Genomic DNA, 19,385 nt, shown 5'->3' on the forward strand with positions numbered 1-19,385 from the left:
AAAAATAGACTTTAAAGTAAGCAGCGGACTCAACCTAAATCTTTTGGATATTCAACATCATTGAGTACTTGAGGAGTTTTGGCATTATGCGCGACTTTGCATAAAAAAAGCGACCTAAATAGATCGCTAATTTTTAAGGATTAACTTAATCATCTGTTGCGAAAGCAATATCACTGAGTCCGGCTTCACTCGCACGTGACATCACTTGCGCCACAGTATCATAACGCGCATCTTTATCTGCTCTTAACACCACGGTTGGCTGTTGAGCTTGCTGACTAGCATCATTAAAGCGGGTTTGCAACTCATCTAAACTAATGATTTGATCATCCCACGCCACTTCACCATTGGCATTGATACTGACCTGAATTTGCTCAGGCGGTAAATCAACAATTTCTGCGCTGGTTTGCGGTAAGGTTAATGGTATAGATGGGTTGGCAACGGTCGCTGTCACCAAAAAGATGATCATCAATACCAACATAATGTCGATCAGGGGAATAAGGTTCATCTCATTCATGCCTGAATCGTTGTCTTCACCCAATTGAAAAGCCATTAAACCTGACCTCCCACTAAACTTTGTTGTGTTGCATTCACTTCAGTTCTTTGAACAGAAGAATCTTGTTGCAACATGGTGTCAATCAACAAACTATGTGCATGATCTTGCAAATTTGTAGATAAGGTACGGTTCACACGCGAACAAATGTTGTAAGCAATCACGGCAGGAATCGCCACCGCCAAACCGAAGCCCGTCATAATCAACGCTTCACCAACAGGCGTTGCCACTTGAGCCAATCCCGCCTGACCGCTTTTTCCAACCGCAACGAGTGCATGGAAAATACCCCAAACTGTACCAAACAAACCCACAAACGGTGCTAATGACGCAATTGTACCCAGTACCGATACGCCTTTTTCTGCCGATGCTTTTTCTACCGAAATTTGACGCAATAAGGCTTGCTCAGCAACCGCTTTACGCTGCTCAAAATTTAAGGGCACCAGTTTTGCTTTAAGCTGATTTAAAGCCTGTGACAGTTGAGCATAAGCTTGTTGCTTCAATTGGCGCGTGCCTATCAAACGTAATGCGAAGATGGTCCATGTCGCAATCGACATCGCCAATAACACGAAATACAGCGTTTTGCTGACTGCATCTGCGTGTTGCCAATAGACGGAAAAGTTCATACTCGAACTCCTGTTGAAGGTTAGCCGTTAGGGTTCAATGTCAATTCAAAAGGCTGCTCAGCACGAATTGGATAAGCCACGCCATTTTCTTTGTACGGTTTGAATTTTGCACTACGCACTGCGCGTAAAATCTTTTGATCTAAAGCAGGTACACCACTAGAACGCGTAATTTGAGCATCGGTGATCACGCCTTTTTCATTGGCTTCAATCCGAACCACCACGTTACGGGTTTCTCCCTGTAAATCACGATTGGTATAAGAAGGTTTTGGAGAACGACTCCATTGCACGCCTGAGCCGCCAATCGACACTGTTTTTGGAGCAGAAGGTGCGACAGGAGCAGGTGCTGGCGCAACAGGTGCAACTGTCGGTTTCGATGCAGGCTGTACCACTTTAGTTTCAGTCACCGTTGCTACAGGTGCAGGTTGCACCACACGTTCGACTGGTTTTTCTACGGGCTTCGCCACGGGTTTAGGGGCTTCTGCTTTTTTAACTTGCTGTACTTTTTCTACTTTTTTCGGTGGCGGTGGCAACGGTTTTTCTACCACAGGCACTTCTTTTACAGGCTGAGGCTTGGGTTTTTCAGGCTGTGGTTCAGCCTTAGGTTGCGGTGGCAACGGTTTAGGCTGTTCTTGAATTTTTACAAAGCGTACTTTTAAAGGTTCTTTTTCTATGGGCTTTAAGGTCGGAGTTTGCATTTGCCCCAATGCCCACAACACACCGACATGACCTAATGCAACAACAGCTAAAGCCGTCACAACTTTCTTTTTCATGGCATTGGGCATTTGTAGCATAGCGTTGGGAGATTGGTTCATTAAAGTCAGCGACCTTCAAAAGCAATTGCCAAACCATCACAGTTCCGAACGATCAAACTGATCGGTTAGCACAATTAAAGTAACGCAATAATAAATGAGAAGTGTTTTCATTTGCAACTATTTTTTAATAACAAACGTGAATCATCCAATAAATTTGCTATTTTAAAAACAGTTTAAATAAATGTTATAACATTACAATTTTAGCATAAAAAAACATGCCATGTCGGCATGTTTTAATTCGATTTTTAGATAGCTTTTACCCTATTGAAATACAACAGTTTTGTTGCCATCTACAATAATACGGTCTTCCAAATGCCATTTAACTGCACGTGCCAGTACATTACGTTCCACATCCTGACCCAATTCACGCAGTTGATCTACCGTAAAGTCGTGGTTTACACGCTCTACATCTTGCTCAATGATCGGACCTTGATCTAGGTCTGCTGTTACATAGTGTGCAGTTGCACCAATCAGTTTTACGCCTTTTTCATAAGCTTGTTTATATGGATTTGCGCCCACGAAAGCAGGCAGGAATGAATGGTGAATATTGATCACTTTCATTTCCCACTTAGAGACAAACTCTTCATCCAAAATTTGCATATAACGCGCCAATACCAACAAATCATTGCCTTGCATCAATTCATCAATTTTAGCGTAAGCTTCACGTTTATTTTCTTTATTAACAGGCACTACTTCAAACGGAATACCAAAGTTTTCTACCGCTTCACGCAAGGTGTCATGGTTCGACACCACTTTGGTAATTTCACATGGTAAACCACCACGTGAATGACGCCATAATAGTTCGAGCAAAGCATGATCAACTTTAGACACCAAAATGCCGACTTTTTTCACATCGCTGACCAAAGCCAAACGCCATTGCATTTCATAACGCTCTGCCACGTTAGAAGCAAAGGTTTGCAATAAGCTTTCTTTACGGCTTTGCAAGTGATCCAGTTCAAACTCAACCCGCATGAAATAACGCCCGCCCTGAGCTTCTGTTGCGTATTGATCAAGCGCGGTAATGTTGGCTCCTTGATGATACAAAAAGCTCGATACAGCCTGCACAATACCTGGCTTATCTTCACAGGTAATCAGTAAACGTGCAGTATTCGCAGTCGTCATATTCATGTTGTTTTTAGTCACTACTTGGTTAAATTGAAAAACAAGCCGAGTATTCTAGCGCGTTTCTCAGACATTCTAAATAGCCATTCTCAGTCTCTTAGTCGGCTTGAGTATTTTTACTGGATGATAAACTCTCAAACAGTTCAGATGTGCCTAGTGTTTCTAGTAAACGCTCATAGGTTGCACGACTTTCACCCCGTAAATATGCCCCTTCAAGGAACAGCATTTGACGTAAAGCCTGCCAAATCCATTTTTCTTCCAAATGGTTTGAATCGGTAATGTGACCCGACATATATAAGAAGTTCGTCCAGTTGGTCAGCACAATCCAAATATTGATAATCAAGGCTTCAATTTCTGACTCAGTCATTTGCATCAGACCCGCATCCACAAAGGCCTGATAAATTTTTTGTCCCTGCTGCATGACCTGTCCTGCAAAACGTGGATACATTTTGCGGAAATCTTCATTGGTTTCGACCAAATGATAGACATCACGATGCAAAAAACGATAAGCCCACAGCTGACTACTGAGAACCTGAAAATAACGAATTTTGTCATTGGCATCTAAGCCACGATTTTCAGGCAAAGCCAGCATTTCTAAAGTTTCTTGCTGATATTGTTCCATCAGCTCTTTAATAATTTCGTTCTTATTGCGGAAGTGGTAATACAAGTTTCCTGGGCTCATGCCCAGTTCTGCCGCAATATGATTGGTTGTTACCGAACGCTCACCACGCTCGTTAAACAATTGCAAACTCAATTGCAAAATACGTTCTTTGGTTTTCAACGTTTTGGTTTGAGACATCCTAAAAACAACCATTCTTTAAAATTTGGGGGGCATGAAAACATAAAGTCACTTGACTGATTAGAGTAAACACTCTAAAAATTAACTTATATTGCTTTTATTGAATGGTAACATGCCATGAACAGTCAAACAAAAACAACTTCAATGACCCCACATTCACCCGATTTACAACGTCTGGATGATATTTTGGCATTGCAGAAATATGCCTATCAGCGTCATCCTGTCCCAAGTGCCAAAGAACGCATTGAACGCTTAGCCCGCTTAAAACGTGTGATTGTGAAATATCAGGATCAATTTGCCGAAGCCATTAACCGTGACTATGGCAACCGCGCCATTGCAGAAACCAAAATTGGTGAATTACTTACCTGCTTGGAACATATCAAATATTACAGCAAAAACCTGACCGACTGGATGAAGCCATCTAAACGTCAGGTTGGTATTATCCACCAACCTGCAAAAGCATGGGTACAGTATCAACCTTTAGGGGTAATTGGCATTATTGCACCTTGGAACTATCCGCTGCTGTTGTCTTTAGGCCCACTGATCTGTGCTTTGGCTGCAGGCAACCATGCCATGATCAAAATTTCCAGTGCTTCTGCGCATTTTGGTAAAGTACTGGAAAACGCCATGAGCGAAGCATTTCCACAGGAATTGGTGGCAGTAATTAATGGCGGCGGTATTATTTCCGATGCGTTCTGTCATTTGCCTTTTGACAAAATTATTTTCACAGGCTCTACCGAAGTCGGCAAAACTGTAATGGCTGCCGCGTCACAAAACCTTGTGCCTGTCATTTTAGAACTAGGTGGAAAATCCCCTGTTTTGGTGCATCCATCTAGCGATATGGTCGATGTAGCGCAGCGTATTGCGGTAGGTAAACTCTGGAATGCTGGACAAACCTGTGTTGCACCCGACTATATGTTCTTGCCTAAAGGCAAAACTGCCGAATTTATGGAGCATTTCGAGCAATTTGTGACCGAAATGTATCCGCATATTCGTGATAACCAAGACTACACTTCTATTATTAATGACAAACAATATCGTCGCTTACAGGGCTATTTAGAAGATGCACGTGAGCGAGGTGCAAATATTATTGAAATTAATCCGCAAAGTGAAAATGTGGCTGCAACCCGTAAAATGGCACCAACGGTACTGACCAATGTCAGTCCAGACATGCAAATTATGCAAAATGAGATCTTTGGTCCAGTCCTGCCAATCTTAGAATATGAACAAATTGATGATGTAATCGAGTTTATTAATAGCCGACCGCGTCCTCTTGCTTTATACTATTTCGACTTTGATCAGGCGCGTGCCGACTATGTCGCACAGCGAACCCATTCAGGGCATTTCGGACTCAATACTGTATTGACCCACGTTGCACAAGATGACTTACCATTTGGTGGTGTTGGTGCATCGGGCATGGGGAAATATCACGGTCCAGAAGGTTTTTTCAGCTTGTCACATGAACGGTCGGTAATGTCTAATCCGAAGCTTTACAGCTTGAAGTTCATTCTCCCCCCATTTGATAAGCCGATTCATCGATTGATTTCGAAGACGCTTCTTCGTTAACTGATCAAGGCATGAGCTATCAAACACGCTCATGCTGTTTTTGAAGAAAATCGCTTGTCTTTTAAGCGTATTTTTGATATAAAACGCCCCTTGAATGAATTCATCCGTTTATTTTTGACTGGCCATACAGATTTGCTGTTGGCTAAATCAATGGAGTTACACCATGTCTAAGGTTTGCCAAGTTACCGGCAAGCGTCCAGTCGTTGGTAACAACGTCTCACACGCCAACAACAAAACTAAGCGCCGGTTCGAGCCGAACCTGCACAACCACCGTTTCTGGTTAGAAAGCGAAAAACGTTTCGTACGTCTTCGTTTAACCACTAAAGGTATGCGTATTATCGACAAATTGGGCATTGAAAAGGTTGTTGCTGACCTTCGTGCTCAAGGTCAAAAGATCTAAGTAAGGAGTCAGGACAATGCGTGATAAGATTCGCTTAGTTTCTACAGCTGGTACAGGTTATTTCTATACCACTACTAAAAACAAACGTACTATGCCGGAAAAAATGGAAATCAAAAAATTTGATCCAAAAATCCGTCAACACGTAGTTTTCAAAGAAGCTAAAATCAAATAATTTTAGCTTTTTTAAAAAACGACCTTATTCAGGTCGTTTTTTTTTGCACTTTTTTTGCCTCACTTGTTAAAATTTCCTCGTTTTCTTTTTTGGCACTATTTGTGCTTGTCTTATTTCAGTCTTTTGACCGCACCTTCACCATGGCTTAGGAGTTTCTCGTGCCTCATGATGTAGAACTCATCATCTTACTTGCCGTTGGTTTTAGCTTGGCACTAGTATTTGGCTATATCGCTGCGCGCTTACGCCTTCCACCGCTTATGGGCTATCTGATTGCAGGTGTCATCATTAGTCCCAACACACCGGGCATTGTGGCAGATATTCATCTTGCCAACCAATTGGCAGAACTTGGGGTCATGTTCCTCATGTTCGGTGTTGGCATGCATTTCTCGCTAAATGATTTAATGCAGGTACGACGCATTGCTTTGCCTGGTGCAGTATTGCAGATCGCCGTGGCGACCCTGCTCGGTGTAGGCGTGTCGATGATGTGGGGTTGGAGTTTTGGTTCTGCCTTAATTTTTGGCTTGAGTCTGTCTTGTGCCAGTACCGTTGTGCTCTTAAAAGCATTGGGTGATCGTGGCCTGCTCGACTCCGTGAACGGTAAAATTGCCGTAGGCTGGTTGTTAGTTGAAGACTTAGTGATGGTCTTAGCATTGGTGCTTTTGCCTGCCACAGCTGTATTACTGGGTGGACAAGCCTTAGAAAGTACCAATGATGAAAATATTTGGCTAACACTCGGACTGACTTTACTGAAAGTTTCAGGCTTTATTGCCTTTATGCTCATTGTTGGCAAACGCCTTGTGCCCTTCATTATGCAAATTGTGGCACGCTTAGGTTCACGGGAACTGTTTACTCTAACGGTAGTCGCTGCTGCCGTATCAATTGCTTTCGGTGCTTATAAAATCTTTGGCGTGTCGATGGCACTTGGGGCGTTCTTTGCGGGGATGGTGGTCAAAGAATCTGATTTTAGTCATCGCGCCGAAGAAGAAACTTTACCCTTACGTGAAATTTTCTCCATCCTGTTTTTCGTTGCTGTGGGCATGCTGTTTGACCCGCGTATTCTGATAGAAGAACCACTGCATGTTTTAGCTGTCGTCGGCATTATCATGGTGGGTAAAACCATTGCAGCCATGGCATTGGTCTTGTTCTTCCGCTATCCACTCAATACAGCCTTGACCGTAGGCGCGAGCTTGGCACAAATTGGTGAGTTTTCCTTTATTTTGGCAACGCTAGGTGTATCTTTACAACTGCTGTCACTAGAAGGACAAAACCTGATTTTAGCAGGCGCACTCATTTCAATTACCCTCAATTCCTTTGTTTTTTCTGCGATTGAGCCTGTGCAAAACTGGATTCGGGAACGCTCTTATTTGGCGCGTTTGCTTGAACGCAGCAATGACCCTTTAGCCATGCTGCCCGATGAAGTTTCTCAAGATTATTTACGTGATCAGGTGGTGATTGTTGGACATGGTGAAGTCGGACGCCGCATTACTCAAAATTTAATGGCTGAAAATATTAAGGTCGTGATTGCGGAAGAAAACCGTGAAATTGTCGAAGACTTACGCGAAAAAGGCATTGCTGCAGTCAGCGGCATTGCCACAGAAGCGGGTGTACTGATTCAGGCACATATTCAACATGCACGACTACTCGTTCTCTCGCCTATGGACATTTTGGATATTCATAAAATTGTGGATATTGCCAAAACCCTAAACCCTGAAATTCAGGTTTTGGTGTGTGCAGAAAGCAAAGCCGAAGCGGAAGTATTTCGTAAAGACAACATTGGTGAAGTGTATTTTGCCAAAGAAGAAATGGCGAAAAATATGAGCAATTATATTTTAAATCAAATTGAAATTGCCCATCATCAGCCACCAACGCATTGAGCATCATTCATCTAAAACCCATAGCCAAAATCACAAAAAGCGCACCGTTTAAGCTGCGCTTTTTTTGTTGACGTATAGATTGGCTTTCATTGTGTTGATGAAAAACTATCTAATAATGTCCATGATTTTAACCAAAGCAGATAGACAATCTATTCATTAAAGATAGCTCATCACCGAAAGACCTTTTGGGATTAACTCATAAATTGCGGCTGTTCATCCACAATTTCGGCATGCCATTCATTGACCTGCTTTTCCAACAAGCCAAATAATGCCGCCTGAATCATGTGCTGTGCCACAACAGCCGTCTGATCGCCCAATATGGCTTTGACTTCGTCATTGAACTGGATTTTGACCAATGGCTCTTTCTCTGAGCCTGCATTACGCAATGCCAACTCGCCACCTTCAAGCTGAACCAGCTCTAAAATTGCTTCCTGATTACCAAATAATTCTTTCAATTGCTCTATAGACATATATCCTCCATGCTCGACATGGCGGCAAAGGCGCTTGCACTTTGCATCGTTCAGAATATTTATATCGGGCTGATCAGATTTTTTTCAAGGGCGTTTGGTCGGCTTAAAATTCCACCATTTCATTACGAAAACCATCAATCAACTGGGTTAAGTCACGATGCCATTCGCGCAAAATTTTCGTATCTGGTAGCCATGCTTGCGGAGATTGCGTGACTTTAATAATCAAATTGGATGACGTTTCCTGTTCAGGTTCTGGTGCACTTGGCTCGGGCGTGTACTGACATAAACGATAAGCGCGCTTTAACTCTGCAATAAAACCCGATTTGCTCAGTTGCTCCAAAATTGCCACTTCAGGGGAAATCTGCCCTTTGGCTGCCATCAATTCTTCAATTGATTTAAGGGTTGGATTACTGTCATTTAAACGATAATACCGCACCAATTCCTGCAAAAAAGCCAGCACCGCGCCATTTAAATGAAACACCGCAGCTTCACGATGTGCCTGCGCTTGCTGAACATGCTCGGTTTGCTCGGCCTGCTGACATGAAAGACGGGCGAAATATAATTTCTGATTGGTACGATCTGCATGAAAACGAGCAACACGGGACATGAGCATTTCCTCAATTTAGCGTTCTAAGAAGCTTAGATTAAACCGATTTTCCTGCAACACCCAATAAAAAATACACTATTTTTACTGCGATAAAATCGCGCACCAATGCAGTGCCAATCTCGTATTTTTACTAAAAATCACGCATAAAAAAGGAGCATTTTTTGCTCCCTTTGAACTATTTTGATGCAGGTTTATCTTCTGCTGCTTTGACACGTATTCCATGACCATGCAGACGCAAAGTATTCAGCGCTTTAATGGCTTTTACTGCCTCACGTGCATGTGGCATTTCTACAAATGCAAAACCTTTAGATTTTCCTGTTGCAGCATCCAACACCAAATTACAAGATTCTACAGTGCCATATTCCTGAAAAAGCTTTAACAATTCTTCTTCAGTCACTGTACGCTCTAAACTACGAACTAAAATTTTCATCTTACAACCTTAAAATAGGCAAAAAACATCAAAAAGCACTCGCCTACTCTACTTTTTGCAGGAAACCTTGTGGCATAGTTTAATCGAGATCAATGCCAAAATCTAAATTAATCGCTTGGCGTTCCACCAAGGCACTTTTCACAGTTTGCTGACGGGTACGGTGATGAGTTTCCATCGTACACAACTGCCGTGTCAGATCATTCAAAAAATAACTGTCCAGTTTGCGCCCTTGTTCATCTACCGTATCACGCGCCCATAAATTAAAATTTTGCTTGGTTAAAATCAGTTCATTTTGGGCACGGGTCAAAGCCACGTACAGCACTCGACGTTCTTCTTCAATATCATCAAAACTGCCCTGCGCCCGTGCATGCGGGTACTGCCCTGCAGTCACATTCGCCACATAACAGACTTTTTGCTCCGTACCTTTGGCAGAATGGATGGTGATTAAAGTGACCACATCGGTATCGGACTGGCGTTCAATTTCAGAAATAGACACAGGATCGAGCACATATTCTTCTAAAAACTCACTTAACTGTGCATGCTTGCCCGCCAATTGTTGCACCAACTGAAAATCACCCTGACGACGATTCCAGTCTTTTTTATAGTTATCAGCCAATTGTTCCTGAATCGCTTCAATGCCTAAACCGACGCAAGCTGCAACTTCATGGCGTAAGACATCCATTTGCTTCATGATCAATAAAGTTTTTTCTGGCAAGCGTCCAAATTTTTCCAGCTTTTCAATCACCTTATCCATTGTGGGTTCAAGTAACAATTGCTGCGCCAACTTACTCGCACCGACATCACCCACGCCATTCCATAAAGTGAGAAAACGCATCCATGCAATATCATCTAAAGGATTGGCAATAACGCGCAATAAACTAAGTAAGTCTTTCACATGCGCAGTTTCCAAGAGCTTCATGCCGCCAATAAAACGATACGGCACACTTGCCGCAATACAGGCGGCTTCAATATGTCGCGCTGCAAAACTCGAACGCACCAAGACCATGTGATCTGACCACGGCGCGCCTTGCAAGAAATGTCGCTCTTTAATATCAATCGCAATCCATTTGGCTTCATCAAATTCATTCGGGAAAATATGCATTTTGGGTTTGATGCCATCACCACGATGCGCCTGCAACCGTTTGTTATAGCGAATCTCACTTTGATCTAACAACCAATTGGACAGGTCTAAAATTTCCTGCGTAGAACGGTAATTTTGCTCTAATTTGAAAATTTGAGCATTGGGTACGCGCTCTGTGAAATGATGAATATTTTCAAAATCTGCACCACGGAAACCATAAATCGATTGTGCATCATCGCCCACACAAAACAAACTGACCCGATCTTTTAAAGGCTCAAGCAAAGCCCATTGCAAAGGATTGGTGTCCTGCATTTCATCAACCAGAAGATGCTGACAAATTGACGCGACATAATCGACCAGACCTTCCGACTGCGCCAATGCCGATGCCACCACAGCCAAAATATCGTCATAATCGAGAAAGCCACGTGCACGTTTACGGCTTTCGTATTCCTGCATAATTTCAGCAATTTGATCTTTTAATGCCAAATATTCAGGCTGTTGCTTTTCTAAAGCCACACTCAGTTTTTGACGGGTATTCCGCGCAAAAGAATACAAATCACATAATTCTTGAGGCTTGGGTAACTGACTTGGATTTTTCTTATCATCTTTTCCACGAATGAGGCGAAACATCATCAACTGATCATCACGATCAATAATTGAAAACTGCTCTAAGCCAAAGGCTTTAGGAGTACGGCGTAACAGATACATACAAAAAGTATGAAAGGTCGAAGCACGTAAGCCTTTGGCTTGCTCGCCCAGCGCTAGCTCCACCCGTGCGACAATTTCACTCGCCGCACGACGGGTAAAGGTCAAAATTTGAATTTGATTGGCTGGAATACCCTGATCAATCAAGTACGCTGCACGTGCCACAATGGTTTTGGTTTTGCCACAGCCTGCGCCAGCCAAGACCAGACTATGTTGATGTGCTGTCGTGGCTGCTTGTTTTTGCTGGGGATTCAATTCATCAATTAGGCTGGCTAAACTCATAGTGACTCATCGTAGTGGGTGGATGAATAGTTTAACAGATCGGTTTAGGAATAAACCCATGAATATAAATGGCTCAATTCATACTCAAGTCATGCTCAAGCACATACTTTTACACAGGTTATATTGTGGAGATGTGGATAAGTGCATGCTTATCCACATTATTTCCAACCCAATTCTATGGCAGTAATTTCGTTAATACGCGTCTGCTGTAACGATTCAGGCATCTTACTTTTGCTTTGCGAAAGTGGCACATAACCCGCCATCAGTTCAGCCTGTCGTTGTGGATACAATGGTTGCTGATTTGGGTCTGCATAACCAATCGGATAAATCGGCTGACCTGTGCTTAAATCATATTTATCTGTGGCACCAAAGGTATGCAGTAATTCATGCACCATCACCATGGTATTACGCTCACTGTGTGCAGCAGAAGCAAATAAATTCACCGAGCCAATTTTACCTTTTTGTAAAGCGGTGGAATGCTTCAAAATTTGAGTTTGACTCGGATCATAATAATTCAGGTACAGCGTCACGGTTGCCGTACCATCACTGCTTTGTCGTTGCTGCCAAGCGTAAAATCGGAACTTTAAACTCCAAAGTACGGTGCTCAGTAGCGATGCTTGCTCAGGCACTTTTGGTGGCAACTGCTTTAATTCTCGCCCCTGTTTGAAATAGAGCGCAATGGGTTGCCCACGGTACTGCAAAGAAGCTTGTTTTAGATAGTCTTGAGCAGAATTTAAATTATTGATATTTAATGTATTGATATAGTTTTGGGTATTTGATCGTCCATCGGCATTGATTGGGTGTAACAATACGATGATGGGCTTATTCCAGTCTTGGTTCTGATCACGCCAAGCATTGACTGCGACGACCAGCAAAACCAGCAATAAGCATAAAATTCGGATTTTTTTCCACATACTTTAAATATCTTTAGGCAATCACTTTACCGAGTTTAATCTTATTATCTTTAAACTCGACCCCCACATCGGATTAAGATTCACAAAACCTCTCTGTTTTTTATTTTTCACATTTCAAATTATATGATTTAAAAAAATGCTGACCGAAGCCAGCATTTTGTAATTTGGATAATTAAGCCTCAACCCATTTACCATCTTGGTAAACCAATGACCATTTGGTTTGTTTGCCTTCAGGCGTTTCCGAACCAATATATTGCGCTTGATTCTTACGGCTAAATTTCACCAATGTTGGATTACCCTCTGGGTCTGCATCAGGTGCTTGCAAAATAAATTGATATTTTGGATCAAGCTGTTCTGCAACAGTACGCAATTCCGCGACTTTCGGCGCACGGGTTTCACGTACTTTCGGGAACTTACTGGCTGCCAAAAACAAGCCTGCTGCACCATCACGCAACACAAAGAAATCATCGTGTTTGGTTGAGCGTAAATGTTCCATTTTAATTGGATCAACACGCGGTGGCGCAGGCTGACCATTCTTGAGTACTTTACGTGTGTTTTCACAACTGGTGCAGGCAAAATAAGGGCCAAAGCGACCTGTTTTCAACTGCATTTCGCCATCACACTTGTCGCACGGAATGGTTGGACCATCATAGCCTTTAATTTTGAACTCACCTTCTTCTAGCTCAAAACCTGAACAGTCTGGGTTATTCCCACAAATGTGCAGTTTACGACCGCCATCAATTACATAACTGTCCATGGCTGTTTCACAAATTGGACAGCGCTTTTTAGACATCAAATCTGCGGTTTCAGCGGCATCATCATCGGATAAGGCGGCAAGTGATTCTACAGGTGTCAGGTTCAGCGTTCCCTTACAACGCTCTTTTGGCGGCAAGTTATAGCCTGAGCAGCCTAAGAATACGCCTGTCGTACCTGTACGAATCTGCATTGGTCGTGAGCATTCTTTACAATGTACTGCATCGACCTCTACAGGTAGATTACGGCGCATGCCTTGTTCGCCCTGTGCATTGGTCAAACGCTGCTTGAAGTCACCATAAAAACTGTTGAGTAAGTCTTTCCAGTTACGTTCTCCATCTGCAACTTTATCCAGCTGACCTTCCAAGTCTGCTGTAAAATCGTAGTTCATCAGGTTATTAAAACTTTCATCCAGACGATCTGTAACAATCTCACCCATTTTTTCGGCAAACAGACGACGGTTTTCCAGTTTGACATAACCACGGTCTTGAATAGTTGAAATAATCGCAGCATAGGTCGATGGACGTCCAATACCTTTTTTCTCAAGCTCTTTCACCAAAGAGGCTTCGGTAAAACGCGCAGGCGGTTTGGTAAAGTGTTGTGATGGATCAAGCTTCTCTAATTTAAGAATTTCACCGACTTTAACTGCAGGCAGTAACACATCATCATCCGATTTGTTTTGCCCACGCACTTTGGTAAAGCCATCAAAAACTAGCGTACGACCTTTGGCTTTTAACTCGACACCATTGGCATCAACCAAAATGGTCGATGATAAATATTCGGCTGGTGTCATTTGGCAAGCGACGAACTGACGCCAAATCAGATCATATAAACGCTGTGCATCGCGCTCTACACCCACCAAACTGTCGCCTTTAAGCGCAACATTAGATGGACGAATCGCTTCGTGCGCTTCTTGTGCGCCTGCTTTATTGCCATAACGATTTGGTTTAGCAGGCAGATATTTTTGACCAAACTCCGCTTCAATATGCGTACGCACCATATTGACCGCGTCATCACTCAGGAAGGTCGAGTCTGTACGCATATAGGTGATAAAACCTGCCTCATACAAACGCTGTGCCAGCATCATGGTTTTCTTGACTGAAAAACCAAGACGGGTACTCGCAGCCTGTTGCAGCGTTGACGTGATATACGGCGCACTTGGGTTGACTTTGGTCGGCTTATCTTCACGTGCAGATACGGTGTATTGCGCATCTTTAATCAAGTTCAGTAAAGCATCGGTTTCAGCTTTGTTGCGTAACTTGAGGGTTTTACCCGCTTGCTTAACCGCTTCTAGACGAATGTCATCTTTTTCAGATTTAGTATCTGCAAAGACTTGCCAATATTCTTCGGGTACAAAGGCGCGAATTTCACGCTCGCGCTCCACAACCAGCTTCACCGCAACTGACTGCACTCGTCCTGCCGATAAACCACGGGCAATTTTTTCCCAGAGCAGTGGCGAAATCATAAAACCCACCACGCGATCTAAGAAACGACGTGCCTGTTGGGCATTGACTTTGTTGGTATCTAAACGCGCAGGATGCTTAAAGGCTTCTTGAATCGCATTTTTGGTAATTTCGTTAAACACGACACGTTGATAACGTGAGTCATCTCCACCAATGACTTCTTTTAAGTGCCACGCAATCGCTTCCCCTTCACGGTCCAAGTCCGTTGCGAGATAGACTTCATCGACCTGCGATGCCAGTTTTTTTAATTCAGCGACTACATTTTCTTTGCCTGGCAGCACTTCATAGTGTGCTTTCCAGTCATGTTCAGGATCAACCCCCATACGGTTGACTAATGCTTGTTGAGCTTTTTCAGCTTTCTGAGCCTCGGTCAGTTTGGTTCGGGTGGTGGTTTTCTTTTCTGTGGTTTTTGCGCCACCACTGGTTGGCAAATCACGCACGTGACCGACCGAAGACTTCACAATGTAGTCCGAACCAAGATATTTATTGATTGTTTTCGCTTTTGCAGGCGACTCCACAATCACTAAAGCACGTTTGTGACCAGCTTCAGATTTGGCTGCAGTGCTTTTGGATGTGGACCGAGGAGCGTTCGCCATAAGTAACCGTATTTCCTATTTAATGGTTTAAAAATTAACGTTCAGCCAAGCTATGTAAAAAGGCTTTCATCTCATCTAATTGAGTTGCGCGAAGATCGGCTTCTTCATCCCAATAGATTCCTACACAGTTTGCCTGCATATCAATAGCATAAATGCCCTTTAATGCAATGGGTAAGCCTTGGAATTTCTCATCGCCATGCAACAGCTCTAGCTTTTGATCTGTCACTAAAGCACGCATTAACGGTAAACGTGCATCGGCAATGAGTACGCTGTAATACGCCACCATACTGGCACGTGATTCCGTAGCTTTGGGGATTTTTGTCCAATCAGGTGCAACCACCAAACGAGGGTGTAGTCCCATTTTTCGGGCTTTTTCACGCATCAATCCTAAAGCTTTTTCTCTTGGGCTGACACGCAGACCAAAAATAGAGCCCATCACAAATATAATGATGGCAACGGCAACCCAAATTCCAGTATTTTCCATAGTACAACCTTTCTATTCTTATATTAGAGTTGCATAAGCACAATATAAAACGCAAGATTAAAATAAGCTGTGATTTATTTATTTCAAGTGTTTTAGTCTATCTGCCTACAAACAGCTTAAAATCGTCTTACGTGAAAAGGCATCATTTTCAAAACTTTAAATGGTTGATAAATGATGACTTAAATCAGTCTTATCGATAAAAAAATAATCTTGCAGATGGGTTTTAAATCGACACATACCATTAATCGAAAAATTCTAAAACTTAGCTTAAAAACATCTCATGACTATATAGCACTTCATGTCCATTCCAATAAATATAGCCTTTTTCAATCAGTTCTTTGAGCAATAAACGAATATCAGATTTTGGAAATAACCGTTCCAGCAAATCACGCAATTCATAAATATCTTTTGGTTTTTCACCTTTTAGCTCACGTAACTTTTTGGCAACTTCCCATTGCACAGGGTCAATTTGGCTAAAGTTTTTAAATAAACTGTGCTGAGGATGTGGCTCTACGGCTTCAGTTTGCGCCACGATTGTAGAAGTGACTGTCGCCTCTTGCGTAGATTCTTCCACGACATCTAGGTCAAGTTGAGCCCATTGTTTCAGAACTTTTTTACGAAAGCTAATTTGTTCATCCACCCGCTTTACAATTTTCAGGCTCATCAACATACCAACCACATGCTGCACTTTGTCGGCCTCAAGTTGCAAAATATTGGCAATTGAGTGTTTTAAAGCTTCTAAGTTGGTTGGCTTGCCTGACATTTTTGCCAGCGCATCACAGTACTTTTTTACCAACAGCAATTCAGGTTTGCTGCGAATTGCCATTGGGCTTGGTAAACGATTTTTGCTTTTCCCAGACTGCATTTCAGGCTGAATATGAATCAGGTGACAGGCAATTTCAGATGCTTGCAACATTTCCATTAAAATCTGAATACTGTCAGCCGCAGAAATCACTTCAACTTGTGTTTCTGGCTCTAGCAGTGCCATCAGTTGCCCAACTACCACTGCATATTCAAACTCTTTAAACTCTGCGCGCGGGCTGTCTAAAATCATAAGTTGACCCGTACTGATCCAGCCAGCGAGTTCAGTTAAATCCTGCAAGTTATATTCAAATTTTCCTGCACAATTAAACAGATACACACTCGGATGATGCTCAACAATTTCTCGCAACAAAGTCGCGGTAGGCAGGTTGTTTTCAAGGTCAAGTAATACAACTTTAGAGGACATAAACTTTAGCGGACACAATAGGGTTTAAAAGATTCAGGCACAGCAGCCGAGCATTACAGCGGGAAGTACAGCAAAGGTCAAATTAAAATCAGCACGGAAACCAATACCGTTGATTAAGTACGATTGATTAATAGTGTGGTGGGCGATTGGTCATCGGGTCAAATGGTGCAATCCCATCCGACAAATCTGCCGACTCTACCCGCTGATATAACAACTGCATTTGTTTCTTTAAATCAGCAATTTCCAGACTTTGATGAACCACTTGTTCATTCAATTGCTCAACTAAATCGTCCAAAAATGCAATTCGCACTTGCAAATCTTCAATGGGTGCGGAAAATGACGCCTGATCATCTATACTTTGTTTAGTCATTTCAAATCCTCATTTGAGATTTTTTAGGAAACACTATGGCCTATATTACTTTAAGGGATGTCCAACTCGCATTTGGTGGACCTGCCTTGCTCGACGGCGCGAATTTTAACCTAGAACGTGGCGAACGAGTGTGTTTGATTGGCCGTAATGGAGAAGGTAAGTCTACTCTACTTAAACTGATTGAAGGAAGTTTACTGCCCGATGCAGGTGAAGTGTCTATTCAAAATGGCATCACCATTGCCATGTTGGCGCAAGATGTGCCCATGGATTCAGGCAAAGTCGCCGATATTGTTGCTGATGGTGCAGGCGAAGCTGCTGCAGTATTAAAAGCCTATCACGAAGCCAGTGATGCCTGTGTATTGGGCGATATGGATGCCTGTGACCGTATGGGGAACTTGCAACACAAGCTAGATCAGCTTGATGGCTGGGCGCTAGAAAATAAGGTCAATGCCATTTTAAGTAAAATGGGACTTGATCCAAATGCCGACTTGGCCGATTTATCGGGTGGACGTAAACGTCGTGTGTTGTTGGCACGTGCCCTACTCACCCAACCTGACGTATTGTTGCTAGATGAGCCGACCAACCACTTAGATGTGGAAAGTATTGAATGGCTAGAAAAATTTTTACTCGATCAAAATAATTTAACTCTACTGTTTATTTCGCATGACCGTGCTTTTGTCGATAGTATCGCCACCCGCATTGTCGAGTTAGATCGTGGTGTATTACGCAGCTACGAAGGCAACTATTCGCGTTATTTAGATTTAAAAGCGCAGCAACTTGAAGCTGAAGAAAAACAAAATGCGCTGTTTGATAAAAAACTGGCCGAAGAAGAAGCATGGATTCGTCAAGGCATTAAAGCACGTCGTACCCGCAACGAAGGACGTGTGCGTGCTTTAAAAGCCTTACGTGAAGAATCCAAAGCACGTCGCTTCCAACAAGGCAAAGTCAATATGGCAGCGCAGGAAGCCAATCGCTCAGGTAAACTGGTCTTTGATATTGAACATTTACAAGTGGCCTTTGGCAATCAAGCTCCAATTATCAAAGACTTTTCAACATTGGTATTACGTGGCGACCGTATTGGTTTAGTTGGTGATAACGGTGTCGGTAAAACCACTCTGATTAAAGCCATTTTAGGTGAAATTGAGCATGGCGGCTCTGTCAAAACAGGAACACAACTGGAAATTGCCTATTTTGACCAATTGCGTAACGTCTTGGATTTGGAAAAGTCGGTCAAAGATAACGTGTCTGAAGGTTCAGATTTTGTTGATGTGAACGGACAACGTCGTCATATCTATAGTTATTTACAAGACTTTTTATTCTCACCCGAACGTGCGCGCACGCCTGTTAAAGCCTTGTCTGGCGGTGAACGCAACCGTATTTTACTGGCCAAATTATTACTCAAACCATCTAACCTGATAGTAATGGATGAGCCGACCAACGACTTGGATATGGTCACTTTAGAATTGCTTGAGGAAATGCTCAGCGACTATAAAGGCACCTTATTGCTGATTTCACACGACCGTGCCTTTATGGACAACGTGGTGACTTCAACTTGGGTATTTGATGGCAAAGGCAATATTGATGAATATATTGGCGGCTATCAGGACTATTTGCAGCAACGCCCAGACCAAACTGTGGTTGATCAAAAAAGTGATGTTAAAAAAGCCGTTGCCAAAGCCGAAGCGGCTGCAGCAGCACCAACGGCTAAAAAAGTAAAATTGAGCTACAAAGATCAACGTGCTTTAGAGCAGTTGCCAGGTGAAATTGAAGCACTGGAACAGGAACAAACCGAATTGGCTGAAAAACTGGCGGATGGTTCTTGGTTTGTAACAGATGCCAATGCAGCCACCAAAGCCTCACAGCGTTTGGCTGAAATTGATGAAGAACTGCTGGAAAAACTGGAGCGTTGGGACGAACTGGAAAACTTGGCGAATGGTAACTAGGGTCTATTGACACTTCGTCTACGCTTGTCCTGAAAGACTTCGCAAAACCGTTTTAAGCATCTTTCCCATTGGACGGATGCTTTTAAATTTTAAAATCGGTTCGTGCTAAACTGCAACGATACAACACTTTACACGGTCATT

Annotated in this window: 19 protein-coding genes; 5 read left to right on the forward strand and 14 right to left on the reverse strand. The window is 42.8% G+C overall.

Annotation, left to right across the window (positions count from 1 at the left end; genetic code table 11):
* Window positions 1–145: 145 nt before the first annotated feature.
* From FTT71_RS03980 to FTT71_RS04000, 5 genes are all read right to left on the reverse strand, one after another.
* A complete protein-coding gene (locus FTT71_RS03980; RefSeq protein ID WP_004976158.1) occupies window positions 146–550 on the reverse strand; it encodes a biopolymer transporter ExbD in 405 nt (134 codons plus the stop codon).
* The gene (locus FTT71_RS03985; protein ID WP_096901723.1) at window positions 550–1,173 is read right to left on the reverse strand and encodes a MotA/TolQ/ExbB proton channel family protein; all 624 of its coding nucleotides are present in this window, start codon (window positions 1,171–1,173) and stop codon (window positions 550–552) included. Before FTT71_RS03985 ends, FTT71_RS03980 begins: the two co-directional genes overlap by 1 nt.
* Before the next feature lie 20 nt (window positions 1,174–1,193).
* Window positions 1,194–1,985: an energy transducer TonB gene (locus FTT71_RS03990; protein ID WP_180160716.1), complete on the reverse strand. Its 792-nt coding sequence runs from the start codon at window positions 1,983–1,985 to the stop codon at window positions 1,194–1,196.
* Window positions 1,986–2,246: 261 nt separating this feature from the next.
* Entirely contained in the window at window positions 2,247–3,113 is an 867-nt protein-coding gene (gene purU, locus FTT71_RS03995; protein ID WP_004976151.1) for a formyltetrahydrofolate deformylase, read from the reverse strand.
* A gap of 91 nt (window positions 3,114–3,204) precedes the next feature.
* Complete coding sequence (locus FTT71_RS04000; RefSeq protein WP_004976150.1) at window positions 3,205–3,906, reverse strand: TetR/AcrR family transcriptional regulator; 702 nt, start codon at window positions 3,904–3,906, stop codon at window positions 3,205–3,207.
* Window positions 3,907–4,023: 117 nt separating this feature from the next.
* Here FTT71_RS04000 and FTT71_RS04005 point away from each other — a divergent pair, with 117 nt between their 5' ends.
* The 4 genes from FTT71_RS04005 to FTT71_RS04020 all read left to right on the forward strand — a co-directional run bounded on the left by FTT71_RS04005 (window position 4,024) and on the right by FTT71_RS04020 (window position 7,918).
* Window positions 4,024–5,472: a coniferyl aldehyde dehydrogenase gene (locus tag FTT71_RS04005; protein ID WP_004976148.1), complete on the forward strand. Its 1,449-nt coding sequence runs from the start codon at window positions 4,024–4,026 to the stop codon at window positions 5,470–5,472.
* Between the two features lie 163 nt (window positions 5,473–5,635).
* On the forward strand, window positions 5,636–5,872 hold the full coding sequence (rpmB, locus tag FTT71_RS04010) for a 50S ribosomal protein L28 (RefSeq protein WP_004976147.1): 237 nt from the start codon (window positions 5,636–5,638) through the stop codon (window positions 5,870–5,872).
* Window positions 5,873–5,888: 16 nt separating this feature from the next.
* Window positions 5,889–6,044 carry a 50S ribosomal protein L33 gene (rpmG, locus tag FTT71_RS04015; RefSeq protein ID WP_004976146.1) on the forward strand — a complete coding sequence of 52 codons (156 nt, stop codon included), beginning with the start codon at window positions 5,889–5,891 and terminating at the stop codon, window positions 6,042–6,044.
* Between the two features lie 158 nt (window positions 6,045–6,202).
* Entirely contained in the window at window positions 6,203–7,918 is a 1,716-nt protein-coding gene (locus FTT71_RS04020) for a cation:proton antiporter (RefSeq protein ID WP_180160717.1), read from the forward strand.
* A gap of 191 nt (window positions 7,919–8,109) precedes the next feature.
* Here FTT71_RS04020 and FTT71_RS04025 read toward each other — a convergent pair whose 3' ends face one another.
* The 9 genes from FTT71_RS04025 to FTT71_RS04065 all read right to left on the reverse strand — a co-directional run bounded on the left by FTT71_RS04025 (window position 8,110) and on the right by FTT71_RS04065 (window position 17,301).
* Window positions 8,110–8,388, reverse strand: a complete 279-nt coding sequence (locus tag FTT71_RS04025; protein WP_131261040.1) for a hypothetical protein — start codon at window positions 8,386–8,388, stop codon at window positions 8,110–8,112.
* Window positions 8,389–8,491: 103 nt separating this feature from the next.
* Window positions 8,492–8,995: a DUF6586 family protein gene (locus tag FTT71_RS04030; protein WP_179988458.1), complete on the reverse strand. Its 504-nt coding sequence runs from the start codon at window positions 8,993–8,995 to the stop codon at window positions 8,492–8,494.
* Between the two features lie 175 nt (window positions 8,996–9,170).
* The gene (locus FTT71_RS04035; protein ID WP_004976139.1) at window positions 9,171–9,425 is read right to left on the reverse strand and encodes an RNA-binding protein; all 255 of its coding nucleotides are present in this window, start codon (window positions 9,423–9,425) and stop codon (window positions 9,171–9,173) included.
* A 79-nt stretch (window positions 9,426–9,504) separates the two neighbouring features.
* A complete protein-coding gene (locus tag FTT71_RS04040) occupies window positions 9,505–11,493 on the reverse strand; it encodes an ATP-dependent helicase (RefSeq protein ID WP_180044360.1) in 1,989 nt (662 codons plus the stop codon).
* Window positions 11,494–11,651: 158 nt separating this feature from the next.
* A complete protein-coding gene (locus FTT71_RS04045) occupies window positions 11,652–12,407 on the reverse strand; it encodes a hypothetical protein (protein WP_180160718.1) in 756 nt (251 codons plus the stop codon).
* A gap of 172 nt (window positions 12,408–12,579) precedes the next feature.
* Complete coding sequence (gene topA, locus FTT71_RS04050; protein ID WP_131261048.1) at window positions 12,580–15,219, reverse strand: type I DNA topoisomerase; 2,640 nt, start codon at window positions 15,217–15,219, stop codon at window positions 12,580–12,582.
* Between the two features lie 34 nt (window positions 15,220–15,253).
* A complete protein-coding gene (locus FTT71_RS04055) occupies window positions 15,254–15,703 on the reverse strand; it encodes an ammonium transporter (protein ID WP_004976129.1) in 450 nt (149 codons plus the stop codon).
* Window positions 15,704–15,965: 262 nt separating this feature from the next.
* The gene (locus FTT71_RS04060) at window positions 15,966–16,931 is read right to left on the reverse strand and encodes a hypothetical protein (RefSeq protein ID WP_180160719.1); all 966 of its coding nucleotides are present in this window, start codon (window positions 16,929–16,931) and stop codon (window positions 15,966–15,968) included.
* A 127-nt stretch (window positions 16,932–17,058) separates the two neighbouring features.
* On the reverse strand, window positions 17,059–17,301 hold the full coding sequence (locus FTT71_RS04065; protein WP_004976120.1) for a SlyX family protein: 243 nt from the start codon (window positions 17,299–17,301) through the stop codon (window positions 17,059–17,061).
* Window positions 17,302–17,336: 35 nt separating this feature from the next.
* Between FTT71_RS04065 and FTT71_RS04070 the strand changes: the two genes are divergently transcribed.
* Window positions 17,337–19,244, forward strand: a complete 1,908-nt coding sequence (locus FTT71_RS04070) for an ATP-binding cassette domain-containing protein (protein WP_004976119.1) — start codon at window positions 17,337–17,339, stop codon at window positions 19,242–19,244.
* Window positions 19,245–19,385: the final 141 nt, after the last annotated feature.

This window comes from Acinetobacter sp. YH01004, from assembly GCF_013420455.1.
In the GTDB taxonomy this organism is placed as follows: domain Bacteria; phylum Pseudomonadota; class Gammaproteobacteria; order Pseudomonadales; family Moraxellaceae; genus Acinetobacter; species Acinetobacter towneri.